The sequence below is a fragment of the Cognatilysobacter lacus genome (genome assembly GCF_008274655.1).
Taxonomy (GTDB): Bacteria; Pseudomonadota; Gammaproteobacteria; order Xanthomonadales; family Xanthomonadaceae; genus Cognatilysobacter; species Cognatilysobacter lacus.
Genome location: NZ_VTRV01000021.1, coordinates 1 through 26,977, shown reverse-complemented (window position 1 = coordinate 26,977; position 26,977 = coordinate 1). Strand labels below are relative to the sequence as shown.

21 protein-coding genes, 1 tRNA gene and 1 pseudogene are annotated in these 26,977 nt (G+C 66.4%); 9 read left to right on the top strand and 14 right to left on the bottom strand.

Going from position 1 to position 26,977, the window contains the following annotated elements; translation table 11 throughout:
• The 3 genes and pseudogenes from FW784_RS03360 to FW784_RS03350 form a co-directional block, all read left to right on the top strand.
• A pseudogene (locus FW784_RS03360) lies at positions 1 to 656 on the top strand (hypothetical protein); the annotation flags it as partial.
• A 1-nt stretch (position 657) separates the two neighbouring features.
• Complete coding sequence (locus FW784_RS03355; protein WP_149351951.1) at positions 658 to 1,029, top strand: VOC family protein; 372 nt, start codon at positions 658 to 660, stop codon at positions 1,027 to 1,029.
• A 21-nt stretch (positions 1,030 to 1,050) separates the two neighbouring features.
• The gene (locus FW784_RS03350) at positions 1,051 to 2,598 is read left to right on the top strand and encodes a DHA2 family efflux MFS transporter permease subunit (RefSeq protein ID WP_149351950.1); all 1,548 of its coding nucleotides are present in this window, start codon (positions 1,051 to 1,053) and stop codon (positions 2,596 to 2,598) included.
• A gap of 52 nt (positions 2,599 to 2,650) precedes the next feature.
• On the opposite strand, the gene radA is transcribed toward FW784_RS03350, so the two are convergent.
• From radA to FW784_RS03325, 5 genes are all read right to left on the bottom strand, one after another.
• On the bottom strand, positions 2,651 to 4,057 hold the full coding sequence (gene radA / locus FW784_RS03345) for a DNA repair protein RadA (protein WP_149351949.1): 1,407 nt from the start codon (positions 4,055 to 4,057) through the stop codon (positions 2,651 to 2,653).
• 114 nt (positions 4,058 to 4,171) lie between these two features.
• Positions 4,172 to 5,158, bottom strand: coding sequence for an aldose 1-epimerase (locus FW784_RS03340; RefSeq protein WP_187770654.1), 987 nt, complete (start codon positions 5,156 to 5,158; stop codon positions 4,172 to 4,174).
• Positions 5,155 to 6,222 (bottom strand): galactokinase, encoded by a 1,068-nt coding sequence (gene galK, locus FW784_RS03335; protein ID WP_149351947.1) that lies wholly within the window; start codon positions 6,220 to 6,222, stop codon positions 5,155 to 5,157. Before galK ends, FW784_RS03340 begins: the two co-directional genes overlap by 4 nt.
• The gene (galT, locus tag FW784_RS03330) at positions 6,219 to 7,307 is read right to left on the bottom strand and encodes a galactose-1-phosphate uridylyltransferase (protein ID WP_149351946.1); all 1,089 of its coding nucleotides are present in this window, start codon (positions 7,305 to 7,307) and stop codon (positions 6,219 to 6,221) included. The genes galK and galT overlap by 4 nt, the downstream gene beginning before the upstream one ends.
• Positions 7,307 to 9,142, bottom strand: coding sequence for a glycoside hydrolase family 2 protein (locus FW784_RS03325; protein ID WP_149351945.1), 1,836 nt, complete (start codon positions 9,140 to 9,142; stop codon positions 7,307 to 7,309). The genes galT and FW784_RS03325 overlap by 1 nt, the downstream gene beginning before the upstream one ends.
• A gap of 83 nt (positions 9,143 to 9,225) precedes the next feature.
• Here FW784_RS03325 and FW784_RS03320 point away from each other — a divergent pair, with 83 nt between their 5' ends.
• From FW784_RS03320 to FW784_RS03310, 3 genes are read left to right on the top strand one after another with little or no spacing between them, the layout of a single operon-like run.
• Entirely contained in the window at positions 9,226 to 10,491 is a 1,266-nt protein-coding gene (locus FW784_RS03320) for a glycosyltransferase (protein WP_187770653.1), read from the top strand.
• A 12-nt stretch (positions 10,492 to 10,503) separates the two neighbouring features.
• On the top strand, positions 10,504 to 11,685 hold the full coding sequence (gene glf, locus FW784_RS03315) for a UDP-galactopyranose mutase (protein WP_149351943.1): 1,182 nt from the start codon (positions 10,504 to 10,506) through the stop codon (positions 11,683 to 11,685).
• A gap of 20 nt (positions 11,686 to 11,705) precedes the next feature.
• Positions 11,706 to 13,892 carry a family 1 glycosylhydrolase gene (locus tag FW784_RS03310; protein WP_205123553.1) on the top strand — a complete coding sequence of 729 codons (2,187 nt, stop codon included), beginning with the start codon at positions 11,706 to 11,708 and terminating at the stop codon, positions 13,890 to 13,892.
• A 90-nt stretch (positions 13,893 to 13,982) separates the two neighbouring features.
• Here FW784_RS03310 and FW784_RS03305 read toward each other — a convergent pair.
• The 6 genes from FW784_RS03305 to murJ all read right to left on the bottom strand — a co-directional run bounded on the left by FW784_RS03305 (position 13,983) and on the right by murJ (position 21,071).
• Positions 13,983 to 14,058, bottom strand: a tRNA-Thr gene (locus FW784_RS03305).
• A gap of 68 nt (positions 14,059 to 14,126) precedes the next feature.
• On the bottom strand, positions 14,127 to 15,077 hold the full coding sequence (gene ispH / locus FW784_RS03300; RefSeq protein WP_149351941.1) for a 4-hydroxy-3-methylbut-2-enyl diphosphate reductase: 951 nt from the start codon (positions 15,075 to 15,077) through the stop codon (positions 14,127 to 14,129).
• Between the two features lie 9 nt (positions 15,078 to 15,086).
• The gene (gene lspA / locus FW784_RS03295; protein ID WP_149351940.1) at positions 15,087 to 15,596 is read right to left on the bottom strand and encodes a signal peptidase II; all 510 of its coding nucleotides are present in this window, start codon (positions 15,594 to 15,596) and stop codon (positions 15,087 to 15,089) included.
• A 31-nt stretch (positions 15,597 to 15,627) separates the two neighbouring features.
• A complete protein-coding gene (gene ileS, locus FW784_RS03290) occupies positions 15,628 to 18,423 on the bottom strand; it encodes an isoleucine--tRNA ligase (RefSeq protein WP_235893554.1) in 2,796 nt (931 codons plus the stop codon).
• 76 nt (positions 18,424 to 18,499) lie between these two features.
• Positions 18,500 to 19,450 carry a bifunctional riboflavin kinase/FAD synthetase gene (locus FW784_RS03285; protein ID WP_149351938.1) on the bottom strand — a complete coding sequence of 317 codons (951 nt, stop codon included), beginning with the start codon at positions 19,448 to 19,450 and terminating at the stop codon, positions 18,500 to 18,502.
• A 37-nt stretch (positions 19,451 to 19,487) separates the two neighbouring features.
• On the bottom strand, positions 19,488 to 21,071 hold the full coding sequence (gene murJ / locus FW784_RS03280) for a murein biosynthesis integral membrane protein MurJ (RefSeq protein WP_187770655.1): 1,584 nt from the start codon (positions 21,069 to 21,071) through the stop codon (positions 19,488 to 19,490).
• 149 nt (positions 21,072 to 21,220) lie between these two features.
• Here murJ and rpsT point away from each other — a divergent pair, with 149 nt between their 5' ends.
• On the top strand, positions 21,221 to 21,493 hold the full coding sequence (rpsT, locus tag FW784_RS03275; protein ID WP_149351936.1) for a 30S ribosomal protein S20: 273 nt from the start codon (positions 21,221 to 21,223) through the stop codon (positions 21,491 to 21,493).
• A gap of 158 nt (positions 21,494 to 21,651) precedes the next feature.
• Here rpsT and obgE read toward each other — a convergent pair whose 3' ends face one another.
• From obgE to rplU, 3 genes are all read right to left on the bottom strand, one after another.
• Complete coding sequence (gene obgE, locus FW784_RS03270) at positions 21,652 to 22,752, bottom strand: GTPase ObgE (protein ID WP_149351935.1); 1,101 nt, start codon at positions 22,750 to 22,752, stop codon at positions 21,652 to 21,654.
• A gap of 165 nt (positions 22,753 to 22,917) precedes the next feature.
• Complete coding sequence (gene rpmA, locus FW784_RS03265; protein WP_149351934.1) at positions 22,918 to 23,178, bottom strand: 50S ribosomal protein L27; 261 nt, start codon at positions 23,176 to 23,178, stop codon at positions 22,918 to 22,920.
• A 12-nt stretch (positions 23,179 to 23,190) separates the two neighbouring features.
• Positions 23,191 to 23,511, bottom strand: coding sequence for a 50S ribosomal protein L21 (gene rplU, locus FW784_RS03260; protein ID WP_149351933.1), 321 nt, complete (start codon positions 23,509 to 23,511; stop codon positions 23,191 to 23,193).
• Between the two features lie 300 nt (positions 23,512 to 23,811).
• On the opposite strand from rplU, the gene uvrA reads away from it, so the two are divergent.
• Entirely contained in the window at positions 23,812 to 26,703 is a 2,892-nt protein-coding gene (gene uvrA, locus FW784_RS03255; protein WP_149351932.1) for an excinuclease ABC subunit UvrA, read from the top strand.
• On the top strand, positions 26,700 to 26,977 hold a 278-nt coding region (locus FW784_RS14605; RefSeq protein ID WP_205123552.1), incomplete at its 3' end, for a hypothetical protein. The genes uvrA and FW784_RS14605, both read left to right, overlap by 4 nt.

Below are 26,977 nucleotides of genomic sequence, written 5' to 3'. Positions count from 1 at the left end.
CGCGCGGCAGCCTGTCGCGCAACCAGGCGCTGGTGGATGCGACGACCGTGCAGAACCAGCCGCAGGTCCAGGCCGCGGCATCGCAGTTACGCGCCGCCTACCTCGGGATGCAACGGGGCGGCATCGTCGCGCCCGTCGGTGGCTACGTCGCCAAGCGCAGCGTGCAGCTCGGCCAGCGCGTGCAGCCGGGCCAGCCGCTGATGACGGTGATTCCGCTCGAGCAGGTGTGGGTCGAAGCGAACTTCAAGGAGACGCAGCTGGCGCGCATGCACATCGGGCAGCCGGTCGAGCTGCATTCGGATCTGTACGGCAAGGGCGTGACCTTCAACGGCCACGTGTCGAGCCTCGGCCTCGGCACGGGTAGCGCGTTCTCGCTGTTGCCGGCGCAGAACGCGAGCGGCAACTGGATCAAGATCGTGCAGCGCGTGCCGGTGCGCATCGCGGTGGATGGCGCGGATATCGCGAAGCATCCGCTGCGAATCGGCCTTTCGATTAGCGCCGACGTCAACCTGCACGACCAGACCGGACCGGTGCTCGCAAGCGCGCCGCCGCAGAAGCCGTTGCTGACCACACGCGCGTACGACCAGCAGGACAAGGCCGCGCAGGACCGCATCGACGCCGTCATCCGGCAGAACCTGTCCGGACGCCGCGGCTGACATGCGCGGGGACGCGCCGACGCGCTACAGCCTGGTGCCGAAGGTGTTCTTCGACACATTGAGCGAGGCGCTCGACCTGTTTGTCGACGGGCTCGGCTTCGACGTGAAGCATCGCGACGGCGACCTCGCCGTCGTGGAGCGATACGGTGCGAAGGCCTATCTGGTCGCCAGCCCCGAGTTCGCGGCACGTGATCGTCCTGAACTCGCGATCGAGACCGACGCGATCGACACGCTGCACGCCGACATCGCGACGCGCCGCCCGGACCTGCTGCATCCCGACAATTCCCGCGTGAGACGACGGCCGTGGGGCTCGCGCGAGTTCGCGGTGCTCGACCGCACGGGCGTTTGCATCGTTTTCCGGCAGTTCGACTGACCGGCACCTCGACAGGCATCCATGGCTGCTGCTCCCGCTACCGCCCAAGGCTTCCGGCCACCGAACCTCGCGCTCGCGACGATCGGGCTTGCGCTCGCATCGTTCATGCAGGTGCTCGACACGACGATCGCGAACGTTTCGCTGCCGACGATCGCCGGCAACCTGGGCGCGAGCTCGAACCAGGCGACGTGGGTGATCACGTCCTTCGCGGTGAGCAACGCGATCGCGCTTCCGTTGACCGGCTACATGACGCGCCGCTTCGGCGAGGTCAAGCTGTTCACGTGGGCCACGCTTGCGTTCGTCATGGCATCGCTGCTCTGCGGGCTCGCCAACTCGATGGGATTCCTCGTCGTCGCGCGCGCGCTGCAAGGCTTCGTCGCCGGGCCGATGTATCCCGTCACGCAGGCGCTGTTGATCTCGATCTACCCACCGAACAAACGCGGGCAGGCGATCGCGTTGCTGGCGATGGTGACAGTCGTCGCGCCCATCGCCGGGCCGATCCTCGGCGGCTGGATCACCGACAACTACAGCTGGCAGTGGATCTTCTACATCAACATCCCGATCGGCATCTTCTCCAGCTTCGTGGTCGGCGCGCAGCTCAAGGAGCGCCCCGTCAGCCTGCAGAAGCCGAAGATGGATTACGTCGGCCTCGCCACACTGGTGCTCGGCGTGGGTGCATTGCAGACGCTGCTCGACCTCGGCAATGACGAGGACTGGTTCAACTCGCCGCGCATCGTCGTGCTGGGCATCGTCTCGGTGATTTCGCTCGCCGTGTTCCTGATCTGGGAACTCACGGAGAAGGACCCGATCGTCAACCTGCGGCTGTTCCGACATCGAAATTTCGCTGCGGGAACATTGGCGATGGTGATGGCCTATGCGGCGTTCTTCAGCGTGGGGCTGCTGGTGCCGCTCTGGCTGCAGCGCAACCTCGGGTACACCGCGATCTGGGCGGGGTTCGCCAGCGCACCGATCGGCATCCTGCCGGTGATCCTCACGCCGTTCGTGGGCAAGTACGCTACGCGTTTCGACCTTCGGGTGATCGCGAGCTTCGCCTTCATCGTGATGGCGGCCACCAGTTTCATACGCTCCGGCTTCACGCTCGACGTCGACTTCCACCGGGTCGCGATGGTGCAGCTGTGGCAGGGGTTGGGAGTCGCGCTGTTCTTCATGCCCGTGCTAACGATCCTGCTGTCGGACCTCGAACCGCAGGAGATCGCGGCGGGCTCCGGTTTGGCCACGTTCGTGCGAACGCTCGGCGGCAGCTTCGCGGCATCACTCACGACCTGGGCGTGGAACCAGCGCACCACCGTGCACCACGCGCAGCTCACCGAACACATCGACGCCTACAACCCTGCCATCCGGCAGACGGTCCAGCAGCTGGGTCAGGGCGACCTGCAGAAGGGCGCGTTCGTGCTCGAGCGGATGATTTCGCAGCAGGCCGTGCAGATCGGCTTCAACGAGATCTTCCATGTGCTGGGCATCGTGTTCCTGGTGGTGATCCTGTTTGTGTGGATCGCCAAGCCGCCATTCTCGGCGAAGGCCGGGCCCGCGGCGGCGGGCGGGCACTGACGAAGAAAAGCCGGCGAACGCCGGTTTTTTTCGACGTGTTGTCGAGACGGCGTCAGGCGTGTTCGAGTGCGTCTGCGAGACGCTCCACCGCGATCACTTCCATCCCCGCCACCCTGCCCGACTTCGGTGCATTGGCCTTCGGCACGATCGCGCGCTTGAAGCCGTGCGTCGCCGCCTCCTTCAGGCGCTCCTCGCCGTTCGGCACTGGGCGTATTTCGCCCGACAGGCCAACCTCACCGAACGCCACGGTCATGTCGCCGAGCGGCCGGTCGCGCAGCGATGACAGCACCGCGAGCAGCAGCGGCAGGTCAACCGCGGTTTCCTGCACGCGGATGCCGCCGACGACGTTGACGAAGACGTCCTGGTCGCCGACGGCGACACCGCCGTGGCGATGCAGCACCGCCAGCAGCATCGCCAACCGGTTGCCTTCCATGCCCACCGCAACGCGGCGCGGATTCGAAAGCGGCGAGTGATCGACCAGTGCCTGCACCTCGACCATCAACGGACGCGTGCCTTCGCGTGTCACCATCACGCAGCTGCCCGGCTGCGCCTCGCGGCTGCCGGACAGGAAGATCGCCGACGGGTTCGGCACTTCGCGTAGGCCCTTGTCGGCCATCGCGAACACGCCCAGCTCGTTGACGGCGCCGAAGCGGTTCTTGAAGGCGCGCAGCACCCGGAACCGGCTGCCCGACTCGCCCTCGAAATACAGGACGGCGTCCACCATGTGCTCCAGAACGCGCGGTCCGGCGATTCCGCCTTCCTTGGTTACATGGCCAACCAGGAACACAGCCGTGCCGGTTTCCTTCGCATAGCGCACCAGGCGCGCGGCGCTCTCGCGCACCTGGCTCACCGAGCCCGGCGCGGCAGTGAGCGTTTCGGTCCAGAGCGTCTGGATGGAGTCGGCGACGATCAGGCGAGGGCCCATCGGCGCCGCCTGTTCCAAGATGCGTTCGATGCAGGTCTCCGCAAGCGCATGAACGCCTTCCACCGGCAGGCCCAGCCGTACGGCGCGGCCGGCAACCTGGGCCAGCGATTCCTCGCCGGTGACGTAGAGGCCCGGCACCGACTGCGCCATCAGGGCAGTCGCCTGTAGCAGCAGCGTCGATTTGCCGATGCCGGGATCGCCGCCCACGAGCACGACAGAACCCAGCACCAGGCCACCGCCCAGCACCCGGTCGAGTTCGCCGATGCCCGTACTTTCGCGCGACTCCGCGGAAACGCTGACGTCCTTCAGGGCGGTGATCGCCGGCGGATCGATCTTGCCTGCCCAGCCGCTGCGACGGCTCTGCGCCACGCCCGATTTCCCGGGCACGGGCGATTCGAGCGCGATTTCGCTTAGCGTGTTCCACAGCCCACAGTCCGTGCACTGTCCCTGCCACTTGTTGTGCTCGGAGCCGCAGTCCGAACACACATAGGCGGTGGTGCGACGCGCGCTGGCTTTCCCCGACTTCCCGATCATCGAACATCTCCGTGGTCGGTGCAGGGTAAACGCCGGAGGTCGCAGCGGGTAAGACCGGCGTGCACGGGACGCAACCTCCGGGCCTATCCGCGCCCGACGCGCCGGTCTGGCAGATCAGTGCAGCGCGTTCTCAGTCGGCTCCACGCGCAGACGGAACGTCGCGGCGAATCGCTCCCCGGGCGCGACTTCCCGCAGACCGACGTGGCTTCTCAATGCATCCGCGGGCGCTGTCATCGGCTCGAGCGAGATGTAGTCATGACCGGGCGGCGCGTAGATCTGCGCGAACGGGAAATTCTCGAGGAAATCGACACTGATCCGCCGCCCGTTCCCCGAGATCGACATCGTCGGGCTGGCCGTGGTGAACGCGAAGCCATGGTCGAAGTCGAGGTCCGCCAGCGGCCCCTGGTACGCGGGAAGGTTGGTGCGCTCCCCGATCGGCAACAGGCGTTCGTCCAGCACGATGCCCTGCATCGACGGCAGGCTGAGCTGCCATTGCTCGCGATGCATGCCCGGCAGCCCGATATAGGGATGGAAGCCGAAGCTCACCGGCACGCGCGTGCCGGCCGTCGCCAGCACGGCAGTCTCGATGGTGAGGCCGAGGCCATCGAGCGTGGCGGTCATTTCCACCTCGTGCTCGAACGGGAACACGTCGAGCAGCTCCGGGCGATTCCACTTCAGCCGACTGTGAAGGCGGCGATCGGTCGCTTCTTCCACACGCCAGTCGAGCTTCGTCCACGGAACGCCATGGATGATCACGCCGTTCCAGTCCTTCATGAGCCACGGCGACGCGGGATCGAGCTCGACTTCCTTGCCGTCGAAATCGTAGTTCGGCGCGCGCAGGCGATTCGCCCACGGATAGTTGAGCGGCACGCCGATCGACATCCCGGTCGCCAGCGCCTCTTCCATTTCGTCGACGCGGCGAAGGATCTCCTCGCCTCGATGCTTCAGCGAGGTGCAGAGCATGCCCTGCTCCGGCCGGAACACGGCGACCAGCTCACCGGCGGCCATCGTGTGGATGCGCGGCGCGACGGTAGCGTCGGGTTGCGTGCCCGACGTCGACGTCGCGGCCGGAGTCTCCCGTGCCTGCTCGTGCGTACTCATGCGTGCATCCCCTGTTGTGGCACCAGAACCTGTGCGCGCGCGCCGTATTGCGCAACCACGTCTTTCCCTGCGCGCGCAGCCTCGCCCGCACGGCAAAGCGCGACGCATGCACCGCCGAAGCCGGCGCCGGTCAGGCGCGCGCCGTAAACGGAGGGGTGCGCCTGCAACAGCGAAACGAGCCGGTCAAGCTCGGGCACGGACACCTCGTAGTCGTCGCGCAGGCTCGCATGCGATTCGTTCATCAGTCGTCCGAACGTCCCGGCGTCGACACCCGCCACGGCACGTAGCACGCGCGCGTTTTCGGTGACGACGTGGCGGGCACGGCGACGATGCGGCTCATCCAATGATTCGACGCGATCCGCGGCGTCCACGTCGCGCAGCGCGGGAACCCCGAGCATCCGGGCCGCCGCTTCGCACTCGCTGCGGCGCGTGTTGTACGCGCTGGCGGCCAGCGACCGGCTGAGCCCGGAATCGACGACCAGCAACTCCGTATCCGCTGGCCGCGGAACGAGCCGGCGTTCGAGCGTGCGCGTATCCAGGAACAGCATGTGCGTTTCGTCGGCGAGGCTGGACGCCATCTGATCCATGATTCCGCAGTTGACGCCCGCAAAATCGATCTCGGCACGTTGCGCCATCCGCGCGATCTGCACGTCGTCGATGTCCAGAGACAACAATTCCCGCAGCGCGCGCAGCGTGGCCACCTCGAGTGCGGCACTCGACGACAACCCGACGCCCATCGGCACGTCCGAGTGCACGTACAGGTCGAGATAGGGAACCTCGGCACCGAGCGCCATGACACCGCGAATGCAGCCGTAGACATAGGACGCGAAGTGATCGCCCGGCTTGGTGTCGCGCCCGAACCGGGACTCGCTTGCGAGGTCTGCCGCATGCAGCACGAAGTCGCCGGCCTGGTTCGGGCGCAGCGAGACGGTCGTCGACTGCGGGATCGCCGTCGGGAGCACGAAACCGTCGTTGTAGTCGGTGTGTTCACCGAGCAGGTTCACCCGCCCCGGCGCGGTCGCGACCACGGTCGGCTCAACGCCGAAGATATCGAGGAAACTCATGAGTCGATATCCACGTCGATGCGCTGGAGCTCCTGCGCCTTGTCCTCGGGTAGCGCGTCCATCGCGAACCATCCGGCCGCGATCTCGGTGCCGGCAAGGTATTTGAGGCGGTCGCGCGTGCGGTACGGCGGATAGATCTCGGCATGAAGGTGCGACTCGGGATGCGGTCGGCCGTCCGTGGGTGCCTGGTACCAGGCCATCAGGTACGGGAAAGGCCGATCCCAGAGCGCGTCGTATTTCATCAGCACGGTCTTGAGCGCGCGCGCCAGATCGACGCGCTGGGCCTCGTCGAGATCGCAGAACGTGGCCACCGGTGCGATCGTCGCGATCCACACCTCGTACGGATACCTCGCCGCCGCGGGCACGAACGCCACCGCGTGCTCGCCGAGGTAGAGGATGCGCTGGCCGTCCTCGATCTCCTTCGCGATGTGGTCCTGCAGGACCCCGCGCCCGTTCGCCTCGTAATGCGCCGACGCGATCTCCTGCATGCGCGCGGGCACCGGCGGCACCGTCGGGTAGGCGTAGATCTGCCCGTGGGGGTGATGCAGCGTGACGCCCACTTCGGCACCGCGGTTTTCGAACGGCAGCACGTAGTGGATGCTGTCGATCGCGCCGAGCTCGGCCGTTCGATCGGCCCACACCTGCAGGAGCAGGTCGATGTGCGCGACTGGAAGACGCGAAAGCGACGTCAGCCGATCCTGCGCGAAGACCACCACCTCGCACTTGCCCGTTCCGGGCGCCGTGTCGACGATGGACTCCGGCACCTCGTCGGCGTCCAGGCTCAGCGACGGGAACCGGTTGTCGAATACCGCGATGTCCCAATTGCCTTGCGGCAGCTCGGTGGGCAACCGCGGGTCGACCGTGACCGCAAGCGGGTTGTACTCCGGCGGCGGCAGGAACGTGCGGTCCTGCCGGTAGGCGGCGTACGTGATCCATTCGCCGCGCAGGGGATGGCGACGCAGGTGCGGGCTGCGCCCCAGCGGTTCCTGGAACGGGCTGGGCGCGTCGGCAATGCCCTGAAGCGGCGCCTGCGCATACAGCGTAAGCGCGCGGCCATCGGGCTTGGTCAGCGCCAGCACATGCATCAGGCGGCGCCCTGGATATGCGTGCGAGACATGCCCACCGCCTTGCGGATCTGTTCGATCGGAATCTTCGGCACCCGATCCTCCGTCAACAACCCGTTCGCTTCCTGGAACGTGTCGGCGAACTGGGTGTAGCAGTAGCCGCTGAACAGCGCGGTGTAGGTGACGGTTTCGATCAGGTCGTGGAACTTGCGGGCGAACTCGTCCGCCGCCTCGGCCACCGAATAGCCCCAGATTTCCGAGGTTTCGCCATCCACATCGCTCGGCTTGCGCGGCCGCGTGTCGAACGCGATACCGCCGAACTCGGTGAGCATCACCGGTTGCCCGCGATGCGGATGCCCGTCGAGCGTGAGGATCCGACCGCCGGGCCGTCGACGGTCGAACAACTGTTCGGTCGTGACCTCCGGCCCGTAACGCTGGCGGATGTGGTCGACGTTCGCGTCGTAGTCGTGGATGCCGATGATGTCGGTGTCGCTGCTCTCCCAGCCGTCGTTTCCGATCACGGGCCGCGTGGGGTCGAGCGTCTTCGTCAGGTGGTAGAGCGCGGCGACCGCATGCTGGTGCGCGCCGACCGTGGTGAGCTCCGGCACGCCCCAGGACTCGTTGAACGGCACCCACGTGATGATGCAGGGATGGCTGAAATCGCGATCGATCGCCTCGCCCCACTCCTTGATCATCCGTTTGATCGCGGTCCGGGTGAACCGGTATGACGATGGCATCTCTTCCCACACGAGCAACCCGAGGCGGTCGGCCCAGTAGAGATATCGGGGGCTCTCGATCTTCTGGTGCTTGCGCACGCCGTTGAAACCCATCGCCTTCGCCAGCTCGACGTCGTGGCGCAGCGCTGCGTCGCTCGGCGCGGCAAGCAGCGTGTCGGGCCAGTAACCCTGGTCCAGCACCAGCTTGAGCAGATAGGGCCTTCCGTTGAGCATGAAGCGGTCACGCAGCACGCCAACAGATCGCAATGCCGTATACGAACGCACTTCGTCGAGGACCACGTCGCCGCGTTTCAGCCGGATCGTGGCATCGAGCAGCTGCGGCCTCTCGGGGCTCCACAGGAGCTCGTTGCGGAAGTCGTCGATGCCCGGATCGGACAGGATGATGCGACGGTCGACTTCGCCCTCGATCACCATGTAGCGGTCGTCCGCAAGCAGGCGATCCTTGTGGCGGACCTGAACTTCCATGGCGAGCCCGTCGAGCGCGTCGCCGACGATGCGTGCCTCGAACGTCAGCGCGAAGCCCTCGACATGCGGCGTCCAGCGGATCTTCTGAACGTACGTACGGGCCACCGTCTCGATCCAGACGGTCTGCCAGATGCCCGTGGTTCGCGGATACCAGATCGAATGAGGCTCGAGCTGCCAGTCCTGTTTGCCGCGTGGCTTGTTCAACTCGTGAGGGTCGTCCTCGACGCGAACCGTGACCACCTGGGCCCCTGAAGCATTCAGCGCCTGCGTGATATCGGCCTGGAACGGCGTGTGCCCGCCTTCGTGACTCATCACGTAATGCCCGTTGACCCAGACCTTCGCGGCGTAATCCACGGCGCCGAAATGGAGTATCACGCGCGCGTCGCCTGTTGCCTCCACGTCGAAATCACGTTGATACCAGCAAGCTTTGTGAAACCCGCGATCTCCGATCCCGCTGGCTTCCGATTCGATCGGATACGGAACTTCAATCCGTAGTGGCCATTGCTCGATCTCGTGGGGATGCGAATAGCGCTTCTCGTCGTCGTAGGCGAACCGCCAAGGGCCGTCGAGCGAACGCCAATCGGCACGGCGCAATTGCGGCCGCGGGTAAGCGTCGGCGTCGCAGAAGCGCGATGCATCCGCCAGCGTCGTCATCGATGTCGATTCGGTTTGTGATTTCACTTGTTCAAGATGCCGTTCACCCAAGACTCATATTTAACCAATTCAGTGAGAGCGCCATGTCAAAGGAAAGAAATTCGCTCGGTATCGGCAATGACGCTGCGACCAGGGACGACGCCGCGCACAGCCCGTCGGATGCCGCCGCCTTCGCAGCCGCGAACGCGTGTGGGAACGACGCCCGTGCGGATTTCCCGATCATCGTGCACTGCCACCTTCGCTGGGATTTCGTCTGGCAGCGACCGCAGCAGATCTTTTCGCGGCTGGCTAAGGACCATCGGATCCTCTTCATCGAAGACCCGGTGATCGCTGACGGCGAGCCGCGACTGGCCATCGATGAGCCGTATCCCAACCTCGTGCGCGTCATTCCGCAGATCCCGCGATCGATGGCCGTGGACGCGGACCTCGACGCGGAGATCTTCCTTCCGCAGATCCGGCAGGCGCTGCGCGAGCACCCGCTGCTCGCGGGAAAGTTCGTCAATGCCGTGCAATGGTTCTACTCGCCGATGCCTGCACCCGGCTACATGGGCCAGCTCGGCGCCGTCGGCGTCGTGTACGACTGCATGGACGAACTGGCGAACTTCCGGTTCGCGCCGCCGGACATCGGCGACCGCGAGCGCCTGGTGATGGCGAACGCGGGCGTGGTGTTCACCGGCGGCTACCAGCTGTTCGAATCGAAGTCCAAGCATCACGGCAACGTGCACTTCTACGGATGCGGCGTCGACGTCGGGCATTACGGCAAGGCGCGTGACACGACGACGGAGATTCCCGCCGCCGTCGCCGCGACGCCTGGGCCGCGTTTCGGCTATTTCGGCGTGATCGACGAACGCCTCGACTACGAGCTGATCGCCGCGCTCGCCGAGCGTTTCCCCGAGGCATCCGTGATCATGGCCGGGCCGGTGGTGAAGGTAGACCCGGAAGAGCTGCCCAAGCACTCGAACATCCATTGGCTCGGCCAGCAGCGCTATGAAGACCTGCCGTCCATCGTCAAGGGCTTCGACGTCTGCCTGATGCCGTTCGCACTGAACGAAGCCACCCGGTACATCAATCCCACCAAGACTCTCGAATACATGGCGGCCGGCAAGCCGATCGTGTCGACGGCGGTCGCGGACGTGGTGCGCAACTTCACGCCGATCGTCAGCGTCGCGTACTCGCAGGACGAGTTCATCGATGCGGTCGAGCGCGCCTGGCGCGACCCGGACGCCGCTTTGCTCGCCCAGGGCATCGAGCGCGCCGAAGGCGCCAGCTGGGATGCCACCGTCGAATCCATGCGTTGTGACGTGCAGCAGGCCCTCTGGGCCGACGTCAGCGCACAAGCCGCCGCCTGACAGGAGTTCCAGATGAAAACAGACGTATTGATCGTAGGCGCGGGCTTTTCGGGTTCCGTCGTAGCACGCCAGCTCGCCGAGCGCGGCTATGAGGTACTGGTTATCGACAAGCGCGAGCATATCGGCGGCAACGCCTATGACCGCAAGGACCAGCACGGCATCCTGATCCACCCGTACGGGCCGCACATCTTCCACACCAACGCGGACCGCATCGCCGAATACCTGACGCAGTTCACCGCGTGGCGTCCGTACGAGCACCGCGTGCTCGCCAAGGTCGAAGAAAAGTTCGTACCGATCCCGATCAACATCGACACGGTCAATGCGCTGTACGGCATGGACCTGGACGAGACCACGATCCAGGGCTTCTACGATTCCGTGCGCGAGCCGCGCGAAAAGATCCGCACCTCCGAGGACGTGGTGATCAACGCCGTCGGCCAGGATCTGTACGAGAAGTTCTTCCGCGGATACACGCAGAAGCAGTGGGGCCTCGATCCGTCCGAACTGAATGCCGCCGTCGCCGCGCGCGTGCCGACCCGCACGGACCGCGACGATCGCTACTTCACCGACAAGTTCCAGAAAATGCCCGCGCAGGGCTACACCAAGATGTTCGAGAGCATGCTCGACCACCCGTCGATCAAGGTCGAGCTGGGCGTGGATTACTTCGAGTTCCGCGAGCGCGTGGAAGCCACGCATACCGTCTACACGGGGCCGCTCGACGCGTTCTATGCCTACTGCTACGGCAAGCTGCCGTATCGCTCGCTGCGCTTCGAGCACGAACACCTGGCCGACACCGAGTGGTACCAGTCGGTCGGCACGGTCAACTTCCCGAACGACTACGAGTACACGCGCACGACCGAGTTCAAGCACCTGACGGGCCAGCAGCATTCCGGCACGTCGCTCGTGCGCGAGTTCCCGACGGCGGAGGGCGACCCCTACTACCCGGTGCCGCGCCCCGAAAACGAGCTGCTCTTCAAGCGCTACGAAGCGCTCGCCGAGCAGGAGCAGGACGTGACCTTCGTCGGTCGCCTCGCACAGTACCGGTACTACAACATGGACCAGTGCGTCGGCGCCGCGTTGAAGTCGGTCGACTACATCCTCGAGAAGATGGGCGAGACCTCCATGCCGGTTCCGCCGGAACTGGCCGCGGCGATGTCGCACCCGCAGGCAACGCCGCTGATCGCCGCCCGCCGCTGAATGGACCCGCCCTCGGCATGATGCTGGACAACACGAAGCTGCAGCTCTGGGGCGGGCTGGAATGCACGATCTGCCGGGTTGGCGACAGCTATACCCGGCAGCTCGATCGCAGCGCGCATACCACGCGTGCCGGCGACATCGAGCGTTTCGCCGGGTTGGGCATGCAGGCAATCCGCTACCCGGTGTTGTGGGAGCAGATCGCACCGGAGGGGCTGGAGACGGCCGACTGGTCGTGGCCGGACGCGCGCCTGGGCGAGTTGCGTGATGCGGGGATCGAGCCGATCGTCGGCCTCGTGCATCACGGCAGTGGTCCGATGCACACCAGTCTCGTCGACCCGGCATTCGCGACCGAGCTCGCCGAGTACGCGGGCGCCGTCGCCGCGCGTTACCCCTGGGTCGAGTACTACACGCCGGTCAACGAGCCGCTGACCACTGCGCGCTTCAGCGGGCTTTACGGCGTGTGGTATCCGCACGGCCGTGACGAGCGCACGTTCAAGGACGCGCTGTTCAACCAGTGTCGCGGCATCGTGCTTGCGATGCGTGCGATCCGCAGGGTCAATCCTGTTGCGCGTCTGGTCCAGACCGACGACATCGGCAAGGTGTACAGCACGCCGCTGTTGCAGTACCAGGCCGACCTCAACAACCAGCTGCGCTGGCTGGGCTGGGATCTGCTGTGCGGGCTCGTCGACGAAGCGCATCCGCTATGGGCGTGGCTGACCACCGTCGGCGAAGCGACGCGTGACGAACTGCTGTGGTTCCAGCAGAACGCGTGCCCGCCCGACATCATCGGCGTCAACCACTACATAACCAGCGAACGCTTCCTCGACGAGGAACTTGCGAAGTACCCCGAGGAATACTGGGGTGGCAACCACATCCACCGCTACGCCGACATCGAGGCGGCGCGCGCGCTCAAGCATCCGACCGGGGGCATCGGTCCACTGATCCGTGAGACCTGGGAGCGTTACCACCTCCCGATCGCGGTGACCGAGGTCCACATCGACGCGACGCGCGAGGACCAGCTGCGCTGGATCGCGGAAACATGGGCCGCCGCCGAGAAACTGCGCGGCGACGGCGTCGACGTCCGTGCCGTGACGATCTGGGGCCTTCTGGGCCTGTTCGACTGGAACTGCCTGTTGACCGAGTGCCGCGGCTACTACGAGCCCGGCGCGTTCGACGTGCGCAGCGGCGAGCCGCGCCCGACGGCGATCGCCTGGATGATGAAGGACCTCGCCAAGGGGGCCCTGCCGGACCACCCTCTATTGAGCGGCACCGGCTGGTGGAAGCGGCCGGGACGCCACGTGCGCACCCAGCCGGCCCTGCTGACGGACGTCGACTTTCCGCTGCGGCCCCGCACCGGCACGAACTCCGCGCCGCTGCTCGTCACCGGCGCCACCGGCACGCTCGGGCGCGCGTTCGCCCTGGTATGCGGGCAGCGGGACCTGAACTGCCGCGTGTTGACGCGCGCCGAGATGGACATCACCGATCCGGACTCCATCGAACGCGCGATGGACACGTACCGGCCGTGGGCGGTGATCAACACGGCCGGCTACGTGCGGGTCGATGACGCCGAGCAGGACGCCGAGCGCTGCTTCCTCGAAAATTCGCAGGGTCCGGCGAACCTCGCGGCCGTGTGCGCGCGCCACCGGCTGCCGCTGGTGACGTTTTCGTCCGACATGGTGTTCGACGGCGAGAACGATGCGCCCTACGTCGAGTCGGACTCCACGCGCCCGCTCAACATCTACGGCGAGAGCAAGGCGCGCGCCGAGAGGCTCGTCCTCGACCGCCATCCGGATGCGCTGGTCGTCCGCACGAGCTCGTTTTTCGGTCCGTGGGACGCGCACAACTTCATCACGATCGCGCTGCGAACGCTGCGCAGCGGCAAACCGTTCCAGGTGTCCGAGGACATGACGGTTTCGCCCACCTATGTCCCCGACCTCGTCAACGCGTGCCTCGACCTGCTGATCGACCGGGCAGCCGGGATCTGGCACCTGACGAACACAGGCGAAGTGACGTGGGCGGACCTCGCGTTGCGCGCGGCCCGGATGGCGAATGTCGATCACAGCCGGCTGGAGGTCTGCACGGACCTGCGCGCCCAGCTGGCGGCGGCCCGCCCGCGCTACAGCGCCCTCGGCAGTCACCGGGCGTTTCCGTTGCCGACGCTTGACGACGCGCTCGGGCGGTACATGCGGCAGGTGTCGGCGGGGTAACGAACGCCCCCTCGCCGAGCGCCGGGCCTCGAGGCCGCTGGCGCAAAAGAAAAGGGCTTGCAGCGCGAACGCACTGCAAGCCCTTCGATTTGGTGCCGGAAATAGGAATCGAACCTACGACCTACGCATTACGAATGCGCCGCTCTACCAACTGAGCTATTCCGGCGTCCTGCCGGCGTGCGGCAAGAGGCGGGATTCTAGGCAGGCGTGGCGCACAGGTCAACGCCGGCGTTGTCAATCAACCAGTTGCAGGCGCAGCGCCTTCGGCAGTGCGAACACCATCGACTCGGGTTCACCGTCGAGTTCGGCTACAGAATTCGCGCCCAGCGCGAGGAGCCGATCGATCACGCCGCGTACGAGCACGTCGGGCGCGGACGCCCCGGCCGTGACGCCGACCCGCGTCGTCCCGGCCACCCATGACGGGTCGATCTCCTCGGCGCCGTCGATGAGATATGCCTGCACACCCTGCCGCTCCGCCAGCTCGCGCAGGCGGTTGGAATTTGAGCTGTTGACCGATCCGACCACCAGCACCAGGTCGCAGCGCGTCGCGAGCTCGCGCACGGCATCCTGCCGGTTCTGCGTGGCGTAGCAGATGTCGTCGTTCCGCGGCCCATGCAGGGCCGGGAACTTGGCGCGCAGCGCGGCGATGACCGCCTGCGTGTCATCCACGGAGAGCGTCGTTTGCGTGGTGTAGGCGAGGTTTTCGGGCTGCATGACGTGCAGGCGCGCCACGTCTTCCTCGTCCTCGACCAGGTAGATGCGGCCCGTCGCGCCCTCGCGCAGCCATTGGCCCATCGTGCCTTCCACCTCGGGATGACCCTCGTGCCCGATCAGGACGACGTCGCGCCCGGCCCGGCAGTGGCGCGCAACTTCAAGGTGCACCTTGGTCACCAGCGGGCACGTCGCGTCGAATACCTTGAGGCCGCGCCGCGCGGCTTCCAGCCGGACCGCCTGCGAAACGCCGTGCGCGCTGAATATGACGGTGGCGCCATCCGGCACCTCGTCCAGCTCCTCGACGAACACGGCGCCCCGCTGGCGCAGGTCGTCGACGACGAAGCGGTTGTGCACGACCTCGTGGCGCACGTAGATCGGAGCGCCCAGCAGTTCGATCGCGCGCTTGACGATCTCGATAGCGCGGTCGACGCCCGCGCAGAAGCCGCGCGGGTTGGCGAGAAGGATTTCCATGCGCGAATGCTACGCCCGGCGCGAGGTGCGCGCCTGACGCGCCGGCAACAGGCCTGCCAGCACGATCCCGACCACGCCGCCGACGATTGCCGAGTCGGCCACGTTGAACGACGGCCAGAAGTGCTGGCCCACGTGCCACTGGATGAAATCGATGACGTGCCCGTGGACCAGCCGGTCGATCACGTTGCCGACCGCTCCGCCGATCACCAGGGCGTACGGAGCGGCGGTTCGCCAGTCGCTGCGCGGGGTACGCGCCAGCCAGGCCGAAAGCACGCCGCTGATCACCACGGCGAACAGCAGGAACAGCCACTTCTGCCAGCCGCCGGCGTCGCTCAGCAGGCTGAACGCGGCGCCCGTGTTGTACGTGCGGAACCAGTTCCAGAACCCCGGAATCACGGTGACCGGCGTGAACTCGGGCAAGGTGCGCAGCACCCAGGCCTTGGAAAGCTGGTCGATGGCGACGACGGCGGCCGACAGCAGCAGCCAGGCGAGCGCATTGGATCGGATCGGATGACGCATCGGAACTCCCCTATCGACAGCGCGGTGCGTGTCAGAACCAGCGGCGCGTTTCGCCCGCGCCATCGATGTTCACCACGCAGCGGCTACACAGCTGTGGATGCGCGGCGCTGACGCCCACGTCCGACCGGTAGTGCCAACAGCGTGCGCATTTGGATTTTTCGGTAGGTCGCGCGCCGACTTCGCCCTCGCCTTCGACGACCGTCACATCGCCGCTGATGAACAGGAAACGCAGTTCGTCCTGCAGGTCGCGGAGCCAGCCGGCTTCGTCGGGCTTCGCCGCGATGCGGATCTCGGCCTCGAGGGCAGCGCCAATGTCGCCCGCGGCGCGCATCGGCTCCAACTCGCGGCTCACGCGTTCACGTAGCGCCAGCAGCGCATCGAAACGATCGACGCCCAGGGCGGCATCGGCCGGCAGCGGCGCCAGGCCGTCGTACCAGGTTGCGAGCAGCACGTTCGCGGGCCTCGGACCAGAGGGCGTGGCGGCCGGCAGGAATGCCCACATCTCGTCGGCGGTGAAGTTGAGGATCGGAGCGATCCATCGCGCGAACGCTTCGGCCAGGTGATACATCGCGGTCTGGGCGGAGCGGCGCCCCGCGGACTGCTTCGGCATGGTGTAGAGCCGGTCCTTGGTGACGTCGAGATACAGCGATCCCAGGTCCACGCTGCAGAAGTTCGCGAGCGACTGCACGATCTCGGCGAAGTCGTAGCGCGCGTAGGCGGCCTCCAGCTTCTGCTGCAACTCGAATGCGCGATGCACGATCCAGCGGTCGATCGCCACCATCGAATCGAGCGGCTGCAGGTCGACCAGAGGATCGAACCCGTCCAGGTTGCCCAGCAGGAAACGCGCGGTATTGCGCAGGCGCCGGTATACGTCGCCGCTGCGCTTGAGGATCTCGTCGGAGACCGACATCTCGTTGCGATAGTCGGTGGACGCGATCCACAGCCGCAGTACGTCGGCGCCCATCTGCGCGATGACTTTCTGCGGCTCGACCGTATTGCCGATCGACTTCGACATCTTCTTGCCCTGCGCATCGACCGTGAAGCCATGCGTGAGCACCTGGCGGAACGGCGCGACGCCGTCCATCGCGACGCCGGTCAGCAATGACGACTGGAACCAGCCGCGATGCTGGTCCGAACCCTCGAGGTACAGGTCGGCAGGCTTGCGAAGCCCATCCTCCGGACGCTGCGCCAGCACGCATTCGTGCGTGACGCCGGAATCGAACCAGACATCGAGGATGTCGGTGACCTTGTCGTAATCCCCCGCTTCGTCGCCGAGGAGTTCGCGCGCATCGCAGTCGTACCAGGCATCCACGCCCGCCGCTTCCACGCGCGTCGCCACCTGCCGCATGAGCTCGGGCGAGCGCGGATGCGGCTCGCCCGTGATGCGATGGATGAACAACGCAATCGGGACACCCCACGTGCGCTGGCGGCTGATGCACCAGTCCGGGCGGCCGTCGATCATGCCGGCGATTCGTGCTTCGCCCCATTCCGGAACCCAGCCGACGTGTCCGATGGCTGCGAGCGCATCGCGCCTGAGGCCGGCCTGCTCCATCGAGATGAACCACTGCGGCGTGGCGCGGAAGATCACCGGCGTCTTGTGGCGCCAGCAATGCGGATAGCTGTGCGACACCGGATGCGCCGACAGGAGCGCGCCGACGCCACGCACCGCGTCGACCAGCAGATCGTTCGCCTTCCAGATGTGCACTCCAGCAATATCGACGCCATTCGCCGCGGGCGTGCCCGGCAGGTAGCGGCCGCGCGAGTCCACCGGGTTCATTTCGGCGGCGCTGTATTTCTCGATCAGCCCGTATTTCTGGCTGACGGCGAAGTCTTCCTGGCCGTGGCCGGGCGCGGTGTGTACCGCACCGGTACCCTCCTCGGCCGACACGTGATCTCCCAGCAGCAACGGGATGTCGCGAGCGTAGAAGGGATGCGCAAGCACGACGCCTTCCATCGCCACGCCCGGCGACGTTCCAAGCACCTGCACGTCGTCGACGCCGTAGCGCTTCAGCGCCCGCTCGACGAGCGCGGTCGCGAGCACCAGCAGCCGACGGCCGTTCGCGCCGGCGGGGCCTTCGACGAGCGAATAGTCGAGCTCCGGCCCGACGGAAACCGCGAGGCTCGCCGGAAGCGTCCACGGGGTCGTCGTCCAGATCGGCACGGCGACGTCCACGCCCGCGCCGATGTCCGCGCCGAACAGGCGCGCGAGCGCCTGCGGATCACGCGCGGCGTACGCGACGTCGATCGCAGGGGACGTCTTGTCGGCGTATTCGATCTCGGCTTCGGCGAGCGCGGACGCGCAATCGAAACACCAGTGCACCGGCTTGGCGCCACGCAGCAGGTGGCCGCGTTCGACGATCTTCGCGAGCGACCGCAGCATGTCCGCCTCGTAGCGGAAGTCCATCGTGCGGTACGGGTTTTCCCAGTCGCCCAGGATGCCCAGTCGCTTGAAGTCCCGACGCTGCACGTCGATCTGCTCGGCGGCATATTCGCGGCACTTCTGCCGGAACTGCGCCGCGTCGAGCTTGTCGCCGACCTTTCCATGCTTCTTTTCGACGGCGACTTCGATGGGCAGTCCGTGGCAGTCCCAGCCCGGGACGTAAGGCGCGTCGTAGCCCGACAGCAGCTTCGACTTCACCACGATGTCCTTGAGCACCTTGTTGACCGCGTGGCCGATGTGGATCGAGCCGTTCGCATACGGCGGACCGTCGTGCAGAACGAACGAGCGCTCACGGCCGCCAACTTCGCGGCGGATCTGCGCGTATAGCCCCTGCTCCTCCCACCGCGCGAGCGTGAGCGGCTCGCGCTTGGGCAGGTCCCCGCGCATCGGGAAATCCGTGGCCGGAAGGTGCAGCGTGGCCCTGTAGGGGTTGGTTTCGGGGGTCTCGCGGTCGGTCACGGGATCAGGCGGTCCGTCGGGAATTCAAAGGGGCGAGAACCTGCCGCGCCTGGTCCGCATCGCGGTCCATCTGGGCGACGAGGGCGGGAAGTCCGTCGAATTTCACTTCGTCGCGCAGTTTCTCGACGAATTCGATGCCGATGCGGCGCGCGTAGATGTCCGCATCGAAATCGAATATATGGGTTTCGAGCAGCGGTTCAATGCCGCCCACGGTCGGGCGCGTGCCGAGACTCGACACGGCGTCGAGTGGCGTGGGCGAGAGGCCGTGCACGCGCGTCGCGAAAATGCCGGTCAGCGGCGGCGTGCCCGCCGGCAAGCGCAGGTTCGCGGTCGGATACCGGAGCGTGCGACCGAGCTGCCGGCCGCGCACGACGCGGCCTTCGATCCGGTAAGGGCGCCCGAGCAGCCGCGCAGCGAGTTGGAAATCGCCAGCGGCAAGTGCATCGCGAATGCGCGTGCTCGAAATGCGCTCGCCGCTCGCGGCGACGGGGTCGATCGCGTCGGCTTGGAAGCCATGCCGCGCGCCCGCGTTGCGCAGCAGGTCGATGTCGCCTGCGCGCGCGCGACCGAACCGGAAGTCGGGGCCAACCCACAGCGATTCGACACGCAACGCGTCGACAAGCACCCGCGAAACGAAGTCCGCCGCCTCCATGCCGCTGAGCCGCGCGTCGAAACGCAGCAACAACACATCGTCGATGCCAAGGGCGAACAACCGCTCGATGCGGGTACGGGTCGACATGAGCCGCGGCGATACCGCGCCACGCGAAAAGAACTCGCGTGGCAACGGATCGAAGGTGATCGCGACGGCGCGCACCTCGCGCGCGAGCGCATCGTCGACCGCGCGGCGCACCAGCGCCTGATGACCGAGATGCAGTCCGTCAAACGCGCCAACGCAGGCAACGCAGCCCGGCGATGCCTGCATCGCGCGGTCGACGTCTCTGAAAAGCCTGCTCATTCGCGGGAGTATATCGGTGCGCGTGCGCGGGGCCGGCTCAGTGCTCGCGCAGGTCGCGCGGCCGGAAGCCCATGGCGAACAGCGCGGCGAGATAAACGAACACACCGCCGCCGACGAGTACGCCGAGCCAGATGATCCGGCGCGCGGTCGACACGACGGTGAAGTCCGGCGCCCACCAGAGCCCAAACCCGACGGCGGCCGCCATGACCAGGCAGGCCAGTCCCAACCGACCCGAAAAGCCCGCCCAGCCCGGTTGCTGGTCGTAGACACCGGCCTTGCGCAGCCAGCGCCACAGCAGGATCAGGTTGAGGTAGCTGGCCATGGCACTGGCGAGGCCGAGTGCGAGGTGCAGGCCCCGAGTGTGCGCGAGCGCGAACCAGACGCCGTGCGCGCGCGAGTCCGCGGACGTCCACAGCTGGTAAAGCACGACGAGGAACAACACGTTGAGCACCATGTTGGCGACCAGCGACGCGACGCCGGCCCGGACCGGCGTTTTCGTGTCCTGCCGCGCGTAGAACGCGGGCAGCACGATCTTGACCAGCGCGAATGCCGGCAACCCGAAACTGAGGCCGACCACGGACATCGCGGTCATGCGCGTGTCGATCGCCTTGAACGCGCCGTGCTGGAACAGCGTGGCGACCAGCGGCTGGGACAACAGCATGAGTCCGATCATCGCCGGCGCGGAGATCAGCAGCGTCGTGCGCAGGCCCCAGTCGAGCGCGCGCGAAAAGCCCTCGTGGTCGGTCTTGACGTGGTGGCGCGAAAGCGTGGGCAGGATCACCGTGCCCAGCGCGATGCCGAACACACCGAGCGGCAGCTCCAGGAAACGGTCCGCCTGCGAAAGCCACGTCTGCGAGCCGACGTACAGACGCGCGGCGATCGCGGTATCCAGCAGCAGGTTCACCTGCGCGATCGACGAGCCGAACAGCGTCGGCACCATCAGGCGCATCACCTTGCGGACATCCGGATGGCTCCAGCCCCAGCGCGGAAACGTCAGCAGGTCGATGGTGTGCAGCGACGGCAGCTGGAACACCAGCTGCAGCAGGCCGGCGAACAGCACCGCCCAGCCCATCGCCAGGATCGGCACCTCGAGCCTCGGCGCCAGCCACAACGCGCCGGCGATCATGCAGAGGTTGAGGATGACGGGGGTCAGCGCCGGCAACCCGAAGCGGTTGAAGCTGTTGAGTGCGCCGCCGGCCAGCGCCGTCAGCGAGATGAAAAGGATGAAGGGGAACGTCAGGCGCAGAAGCTCGGTCGTCAGCCCGAATTTGTCTGCCGAACTGCCCGCGAACAGCCAGGCGACCTGCGGGGTGAAAATCAGGCCGAGCGCGGTGAGCACCATCAGCACGCCGCCGAGCGTGCCGGCGACGCGCGACATCAGCTCGCGCAGGTCCGCATGCGGCCGCGTTTCCTTGACCTCGGTGAAAACCGGGACGAACGCCGTCGAGAACGAACCTTCGGCGAACAGGCGGCGCATGAAATTCGGGATGCGGAACGCCACCCAGAACGCGTCCGTGGCCGCCCCGGGCTGGAACGTGTGGTTGAACGCGATATCCCGGACCAGTCCGAGCACGCGACTGACCATCGTCATGCTGCTGAACGACAGGAGGCCACGCATCATCTTCGGCTTGGTCACAGACGGCGCCTCCACATTCCGTTGACGCAACCCATTGAAACCGCCATACTTTCCGGTCTGTCTGTACCCAATTCCCTCTCCCTACCGTGCTGTCTCCCGGACAGCCGCTCTATCAAGACTTCCAGGAAACCGCCGTGGCCAACATCAAGTCCGCCAAAAAGCGCGCCAAGCAGACGATCGTCCGGAATATGCGCAACGCCAGCCAGCGTTCGATGCTCCGTACTGCCGTCAAAAAGGTGCTCAAGGCCCTCAACTCCAACGACGCCCCGGGCGCCGAAGCCGCGTTCGCCTCCGCGCAGCCGCTTCTGGACCGTTTCAGCTCGCGCGGCCTGATCCACAAGAACAAGGCTGCGCGCCACAAGAGCCGCCTGAATGCCCGCATCAAGGCGCTGAAGACCGCCGCCTGATACGCGCTCGACGTTCTGAAAAAACCCGGCCCAGGCCGGGTTTTTTTGTGCCCGCGTGGCGACGGGTTTGCGGGCGGACGAGCGCGGTCGCATCGCCCGTGACGTGGCCGGCATGAACGCCCGCACCGTGGAAGACGAGGCCGACATGGCGCCGGGTGTCAGGCCGCGCCGGCGTCGTCGGCGTCTGGCGCGTTCTTGGCCGCCGCATCGCGCTCGGCGCGCGCCTCTTCGGCGTCCTCGCGCTGCCGGTCAAAGAACGCCATGACGTCTTTCATGATCGGCCACGTGCCTTCCCGGCTGATTGCGGACACCAGATACCAGCGGTCCTTCCAGCCGAGCTCGTCGATGATCGCGCGCGCGGCGTCCTGCTGTTCTTCCTCCAGCAGGAGGTCGGCCTTGTTGAGAACCAGCCAGCGCGGCTTCGCGAGCAGCTCGGGGTCGTGCTTGCCAAGTTCGTGCTCGATCGCGCGGACCTGCTCGACGGGCGAAACACCTTCCACGCCACCTTCCATCGGCGCGATGTCGACCAGATGGAGCAACAGGCGGGTGCGCTGCAGGTGGCGCAGGAATTGCGCGCCAAGGCCCGCACCGTCGGCCGCGCCCTCGATGAGGCCCGGGATGTCGGCGATCACGAAGCTGCGGTACTGCTCGACGCTGACAACGCCGAGATTCGGATACAGCGTCGTGAACGGATAGTCCGCCACCTTCGGGGTCGCCGCGGATACGGCACGGATGAAGGTGCTCTTGCCCGCGTTCGGGAACCCGAGCAAGCCGACGTCGGCCAGCAGCTTGAGCTCGAGCTTGAGCGCGCGCTCTTCACCCGGCAGGCCCGGCAGCGCCTTGCGCGGCGTGCGGTTGACCGAGCTCTTGAAATGCATGTTGCCGAGGCCGCCCTTGCCGCCCTGCGCAACAAGCAGGCGTTCGCCGTGGCGGGTCAAGTCGCCGATCACCTCGTCGGTATCGACGTTGGTGACGACCGTCCCGACCGGCACGGTGATGACCAGGTCGTCGCCGGCCTTGCCGTACATCTGGCGCCCCATCCCGTTCTCGCCTCGCTGCGCCTTGAACATGCGCTGGTGGCGGAAGTCGACAAGCGTGTTGAGGTTCTCGTCGGCGAGCAACCACACGCTGCCACCGGCGCCGCCGTCACCGCCGTCGGGGCCACCGAGGGGGATGAATTTTTCGCGACGGAAGCCGATGCAGCCGTTTCCGCCGTTACCTGCGATGACCTGGATTTCGGCTTCGTCGACGAGTTTCATGTCTGCTTCGATGATTGATCGGTTGCGCCGCGGTGAACGCGGAAATGTCACTTTACAGAACCGCAGGAAATCTCCGGGCCGCGAACGCCGGCGCGCTCCCCGGGCCCCGGGTCCGGAAACGAAAAGCCCCGCCTAAGCGGGGCTCGTCGCTAAGTCGGTAGACGATCAGCCGGCGTCGACGACGCTGACAGTGCGACGGCGCTGCGCGCCCTTGACCGAGAACTCCACCTTGCCGTTCACCAGCGCGAACAGCGTGTGGTCGCGACCAAGGCCGACGCCCGGACCCGGATGGAACTGGGTGCCGCGCTGACGCACGATGATGTTGCCCGCGTCGATCGCCTGGCCGCCGAAAATCTTGACGCCGAGGTACTTCGGATTCGAGTCGCGGCCGTTGCGGCTGGAACCTACGCCCTTTTTATGTGCCATGACGGCTGCTCCTTACTTCTTGTCGCCGGCAGCGATGCCGGTGATCTGGATTTCGGTGTAATGCTGCCGATGGCCCATCTGCTTGCGATGGTGCTTGCGGCGGCGGAACTTGACGATCTTGATCTTGTCGGCGCGGCCGTGGCCAACGACCTTGGCACGAACCAGTGCGCCCTTGAGCGCGTCGCCGAGCTTCACGCCGTCGCTGCCGCCAAGCATCAGGATGTTGTCGAAGGTGATTTCGCTGTCGGCGTCGGCCTCCAGCAGCTCGACGCGAAGCGTCTCGCCTTCCATCACCCGGTATTGCTTGCCACCGGTGACCAGTACTGCGTACATGACCATCTTCCTCTGTAGTTATTGTGGTCGCTGCCGCCGGAACGGGCGCGGACAGAAGCGGAATTCTAGGCGACTCAACGAGTTACCGCAACGGGCCCTTCACGCCCGGCGTGGGGCAGGCAGGTCTCACCGCACGAGACAGCCGTCACGCACGCTCCCTGTTCAGCCGCCCGGGATTCCAATGAGTGCCGCTTGGGGCCCGTTCCCGGCGCCACGGCGAAATTGTCCGCGGGTCCGGCTCCCGATACGCTCTCCTGTTCGCCGCGGTGCCGGCGGTCCCCCACCCCCAGGATTTACCCGATGGCGATGGAATTCATCCGCATCCGCGGCGCGCGGACGCACAACCTGAAGAACGTCGACCTCGACCTGCCCCGCGACAAGCTGATCGTGATCACCGGCCTGTCGGGCTCCGGCAAGTCGTCGCTGGCGTTCGACACGATCTATGCCGAAGGCCAGCGTCGCTACGTGGAGTCGCTGTCGGCGTACGCGAGGCAGTTCCTGTCGGTGATGGAAAAGCCGGATGTGGACCACATCGAGGGTCTGTCACCGGCGATATCGATCGAGCAGAAGTCCACGTCGCACAACCCGCGATCGACGGTCGGCACGATCACGGAGATCTACGACTACCTGCGCCTTCTGTTCGCGCGCGTCGGCATTCCGCGCTGCCCGGAGCATGGCTACCCGCTCGAGGCGCAGACCATCAGCCAGATGGTCGACCAGGCGTTGGCGCTCGATCCGGAGCAGCGGTACATGCTGCTGGCTCCCGTCGTGCGCGAGCGCAAGGGCGAGCATGCGCAGGTCTTCGACCAGCTGCGCGCGCAGGGTTTCGTGCGCGCGCGCGTCGACGGCACGTTGTACGAGATCGACGAGGTACCGAAACTTTCGCTGCGCGTGAAGCACACGATCGAGGCGGTGATCGACCGCTTCCGTCCGCGCGACGACATGAAACAGCGGCTCGCCGAATCGTTCGAGACCGCGGTCAAGCTGGGCGACGGCATGGCGCAGGTGCAGTCGCTCGACAACGATGGCGCCGCCCCGCTGCTGTTCTCCGCGAAGTACAGCTGCCCGGTGTGCGATTACTCGTTGCCCGAACTCGAGCCGCGCCTGTTCTCGTTCAATTCGCCGGTCGGCGCGTGCCCCACGTGCGACGGCCTCGGCATGAGCCAGTTCTTCGACCCGGCACGCGTCGTCGTGCATCCGGACCTTTCGCTGTCCGCGGGCGCCGTGCGCGGCTGGGATCGTCGAAATACGTACTACTTCCAGCTGGTGCAATCACTCGCGCGGCACTATCAATTCGATGTCGATGCGGCCTGGAACTCGCTGAGCGACACGGCGCGGGAGGCCGTGCTGTTCGGCAGCGGCAAGGACGCGGTGACGTTCACCTACGTCAACGATTCGGGCGGCCGTTTCCAGCGTCGCCACCGCTTCGAGGGCGTGATCCCGAACCTCGAGCGTCGCTATCGCGAGACCGAGTCGCAGGCCGTTCGCGAGGAATTGTCGAAGTACATCAGTGAGCGGCCGTGCACCGAGTGCGGCGGCGCGCGGCTCAACCGCTCGGCGCGTAACGTGTTCGTCGGCGAGCACTCGGTCGCGCAGATCGCCGTGCTGCCGATCGACGAGGCGCTCGAGTTCTTCGGCGGGCTGTCCCTGCCCGGCTGGCGCGGCGAAATCGCCACCAAGATCGTCAAGGAAATCGCCGAGCGGCTCACGTTCCTCGTCGACGTGGGCCTCGACTACCTCACGCTGGAACGCAAAGCGGACACGCTGTCGGGTGGCGAAGCGCAGCGCATCCGCCTCGCATCGCAGATCGGCGCGGGCCTCGTGGGCGTGATGTACGTACTCGACGAGCCGTCGATCGGGCTGCACCAACGCGACAACGAGCGCCTGCTCGGAACGCTGACTCGCCTGCGTGAACTCGGCAACACGGTGATCGTGGTCGAGCACGACGAGGACGCAATCCGGCTCGCCGATTACGTGGTCGACATCGGCCCCGGCGCGGGCGTGCATGGCGGCAGGATCGTCGCGCAGGGAACGCCGCAGGACGTCATGTCGAACCCGGCGTCGATTACCGGCCAGTTCCTCAGCGGCGCGCGCCGGATCGAGATGCCCGCCAAGCGCCACAAGGCCGACAAGGCGATGACCTTCCGCCTCAAGGGCGCGAAGGGCAACGACCTGCGCAACGTCGACCTCGAGATTCCCGGGAGTCTTCTTACCTGCATCACCGGCGTGTCGGGATCGGGCAAGTCGACGCTGATCAACGACACGCTGTATGCGATCGCCGCGAACGAGTTGAACGGCGCGTCGATGTCGCCCGCGCCGCACGACAGCTACGAGAACATCGAGCTGTGGGACAAGGTGGTCGACATCGACCAGTCGCCGATCGGTCGGACGCCGCGCAGCAATCCCGCCACCTACACGGGTCTGTTCACGCCGCTGCGCGAGCTGTTCGCGCAGGTGCCGGAATCGCGTGCGCGCGGCTACGCGCCGGGGCGTTTCAGCTTCAACGTCAAGGGCGGCCGCTGCGAGGCCTGCCAGGGCGATGGGCTGATCAAGGTCGAGATGCATTTCCTGCCCGACGTCTACGTGCCGTGCGACGTCTGCCAGGGCAAGCGCTACAACCGCGAGACGCTCGAGATCCGTTACAAGGGCTACAACATCAACGACATCCTCGAAATGACCATCGAGGATGCGTTGCCCCTGTTCGAGGCGATCCCGTCGATTTCGCGCAAGCTCGAAACGCTGATGGATGTCGGGTTGACCTACGTAAAGCTGGGGCAGCCCGCCACCACGCTTTCGGGCGGCGAGGCACAGCGCGTCAAACTGTCGAAGGAACTGTCGCGCCGCGACACCGGCCGCACGCTCTACATCCTCGACGAGCCGACGACCGGCCTGCACTTCGCGGACATCGAGCAACTGCTCGGCGTGCTGCATCGCCTGCGCGACGACGGCAACACGGTGGTGGTGATCGAGCACAACCTCGACGTCATCAAGACGGCGGACTGGGTGATCGACCTCGGGCCGGAGGGCGGACATCGCGGCGGCATGATCCTGGGCTGCGGAACGCCGGAAGACATTGCCGCCATGCCGCATTCGCATACCGGCCGCTTCCTTGCGCCGTTGCTCGCACGCGATCAAGCTGTCGCGCCCGCGCCGACACCCAGTCGCAAGCGCAAGAAGACCGCCTCTCGATGACCGACCAGCCGCCTCCGCCGACCGACAAGAAACCGCGCCGCCGCAATGCGCCGCGCAAGCGGGCGCCCAAGCAGCCGGTGGAGCCCGCGCAGGCGGTCAAGCAGGCGCCCGAACGCGGCGCACCGCTCACTGCCGTCAAGGCCGTAACGGCACGCGATACGGACGCCGTCGCTGAAGCCGCGCAGGCGGCTGGAACCGTCCCGGGGCCCGCCGCGAAGAGTAGGCGTCGCGGCCCAGCGCGCGAGCGTCGTGCGACGTCGATTGCAGCGGCCCC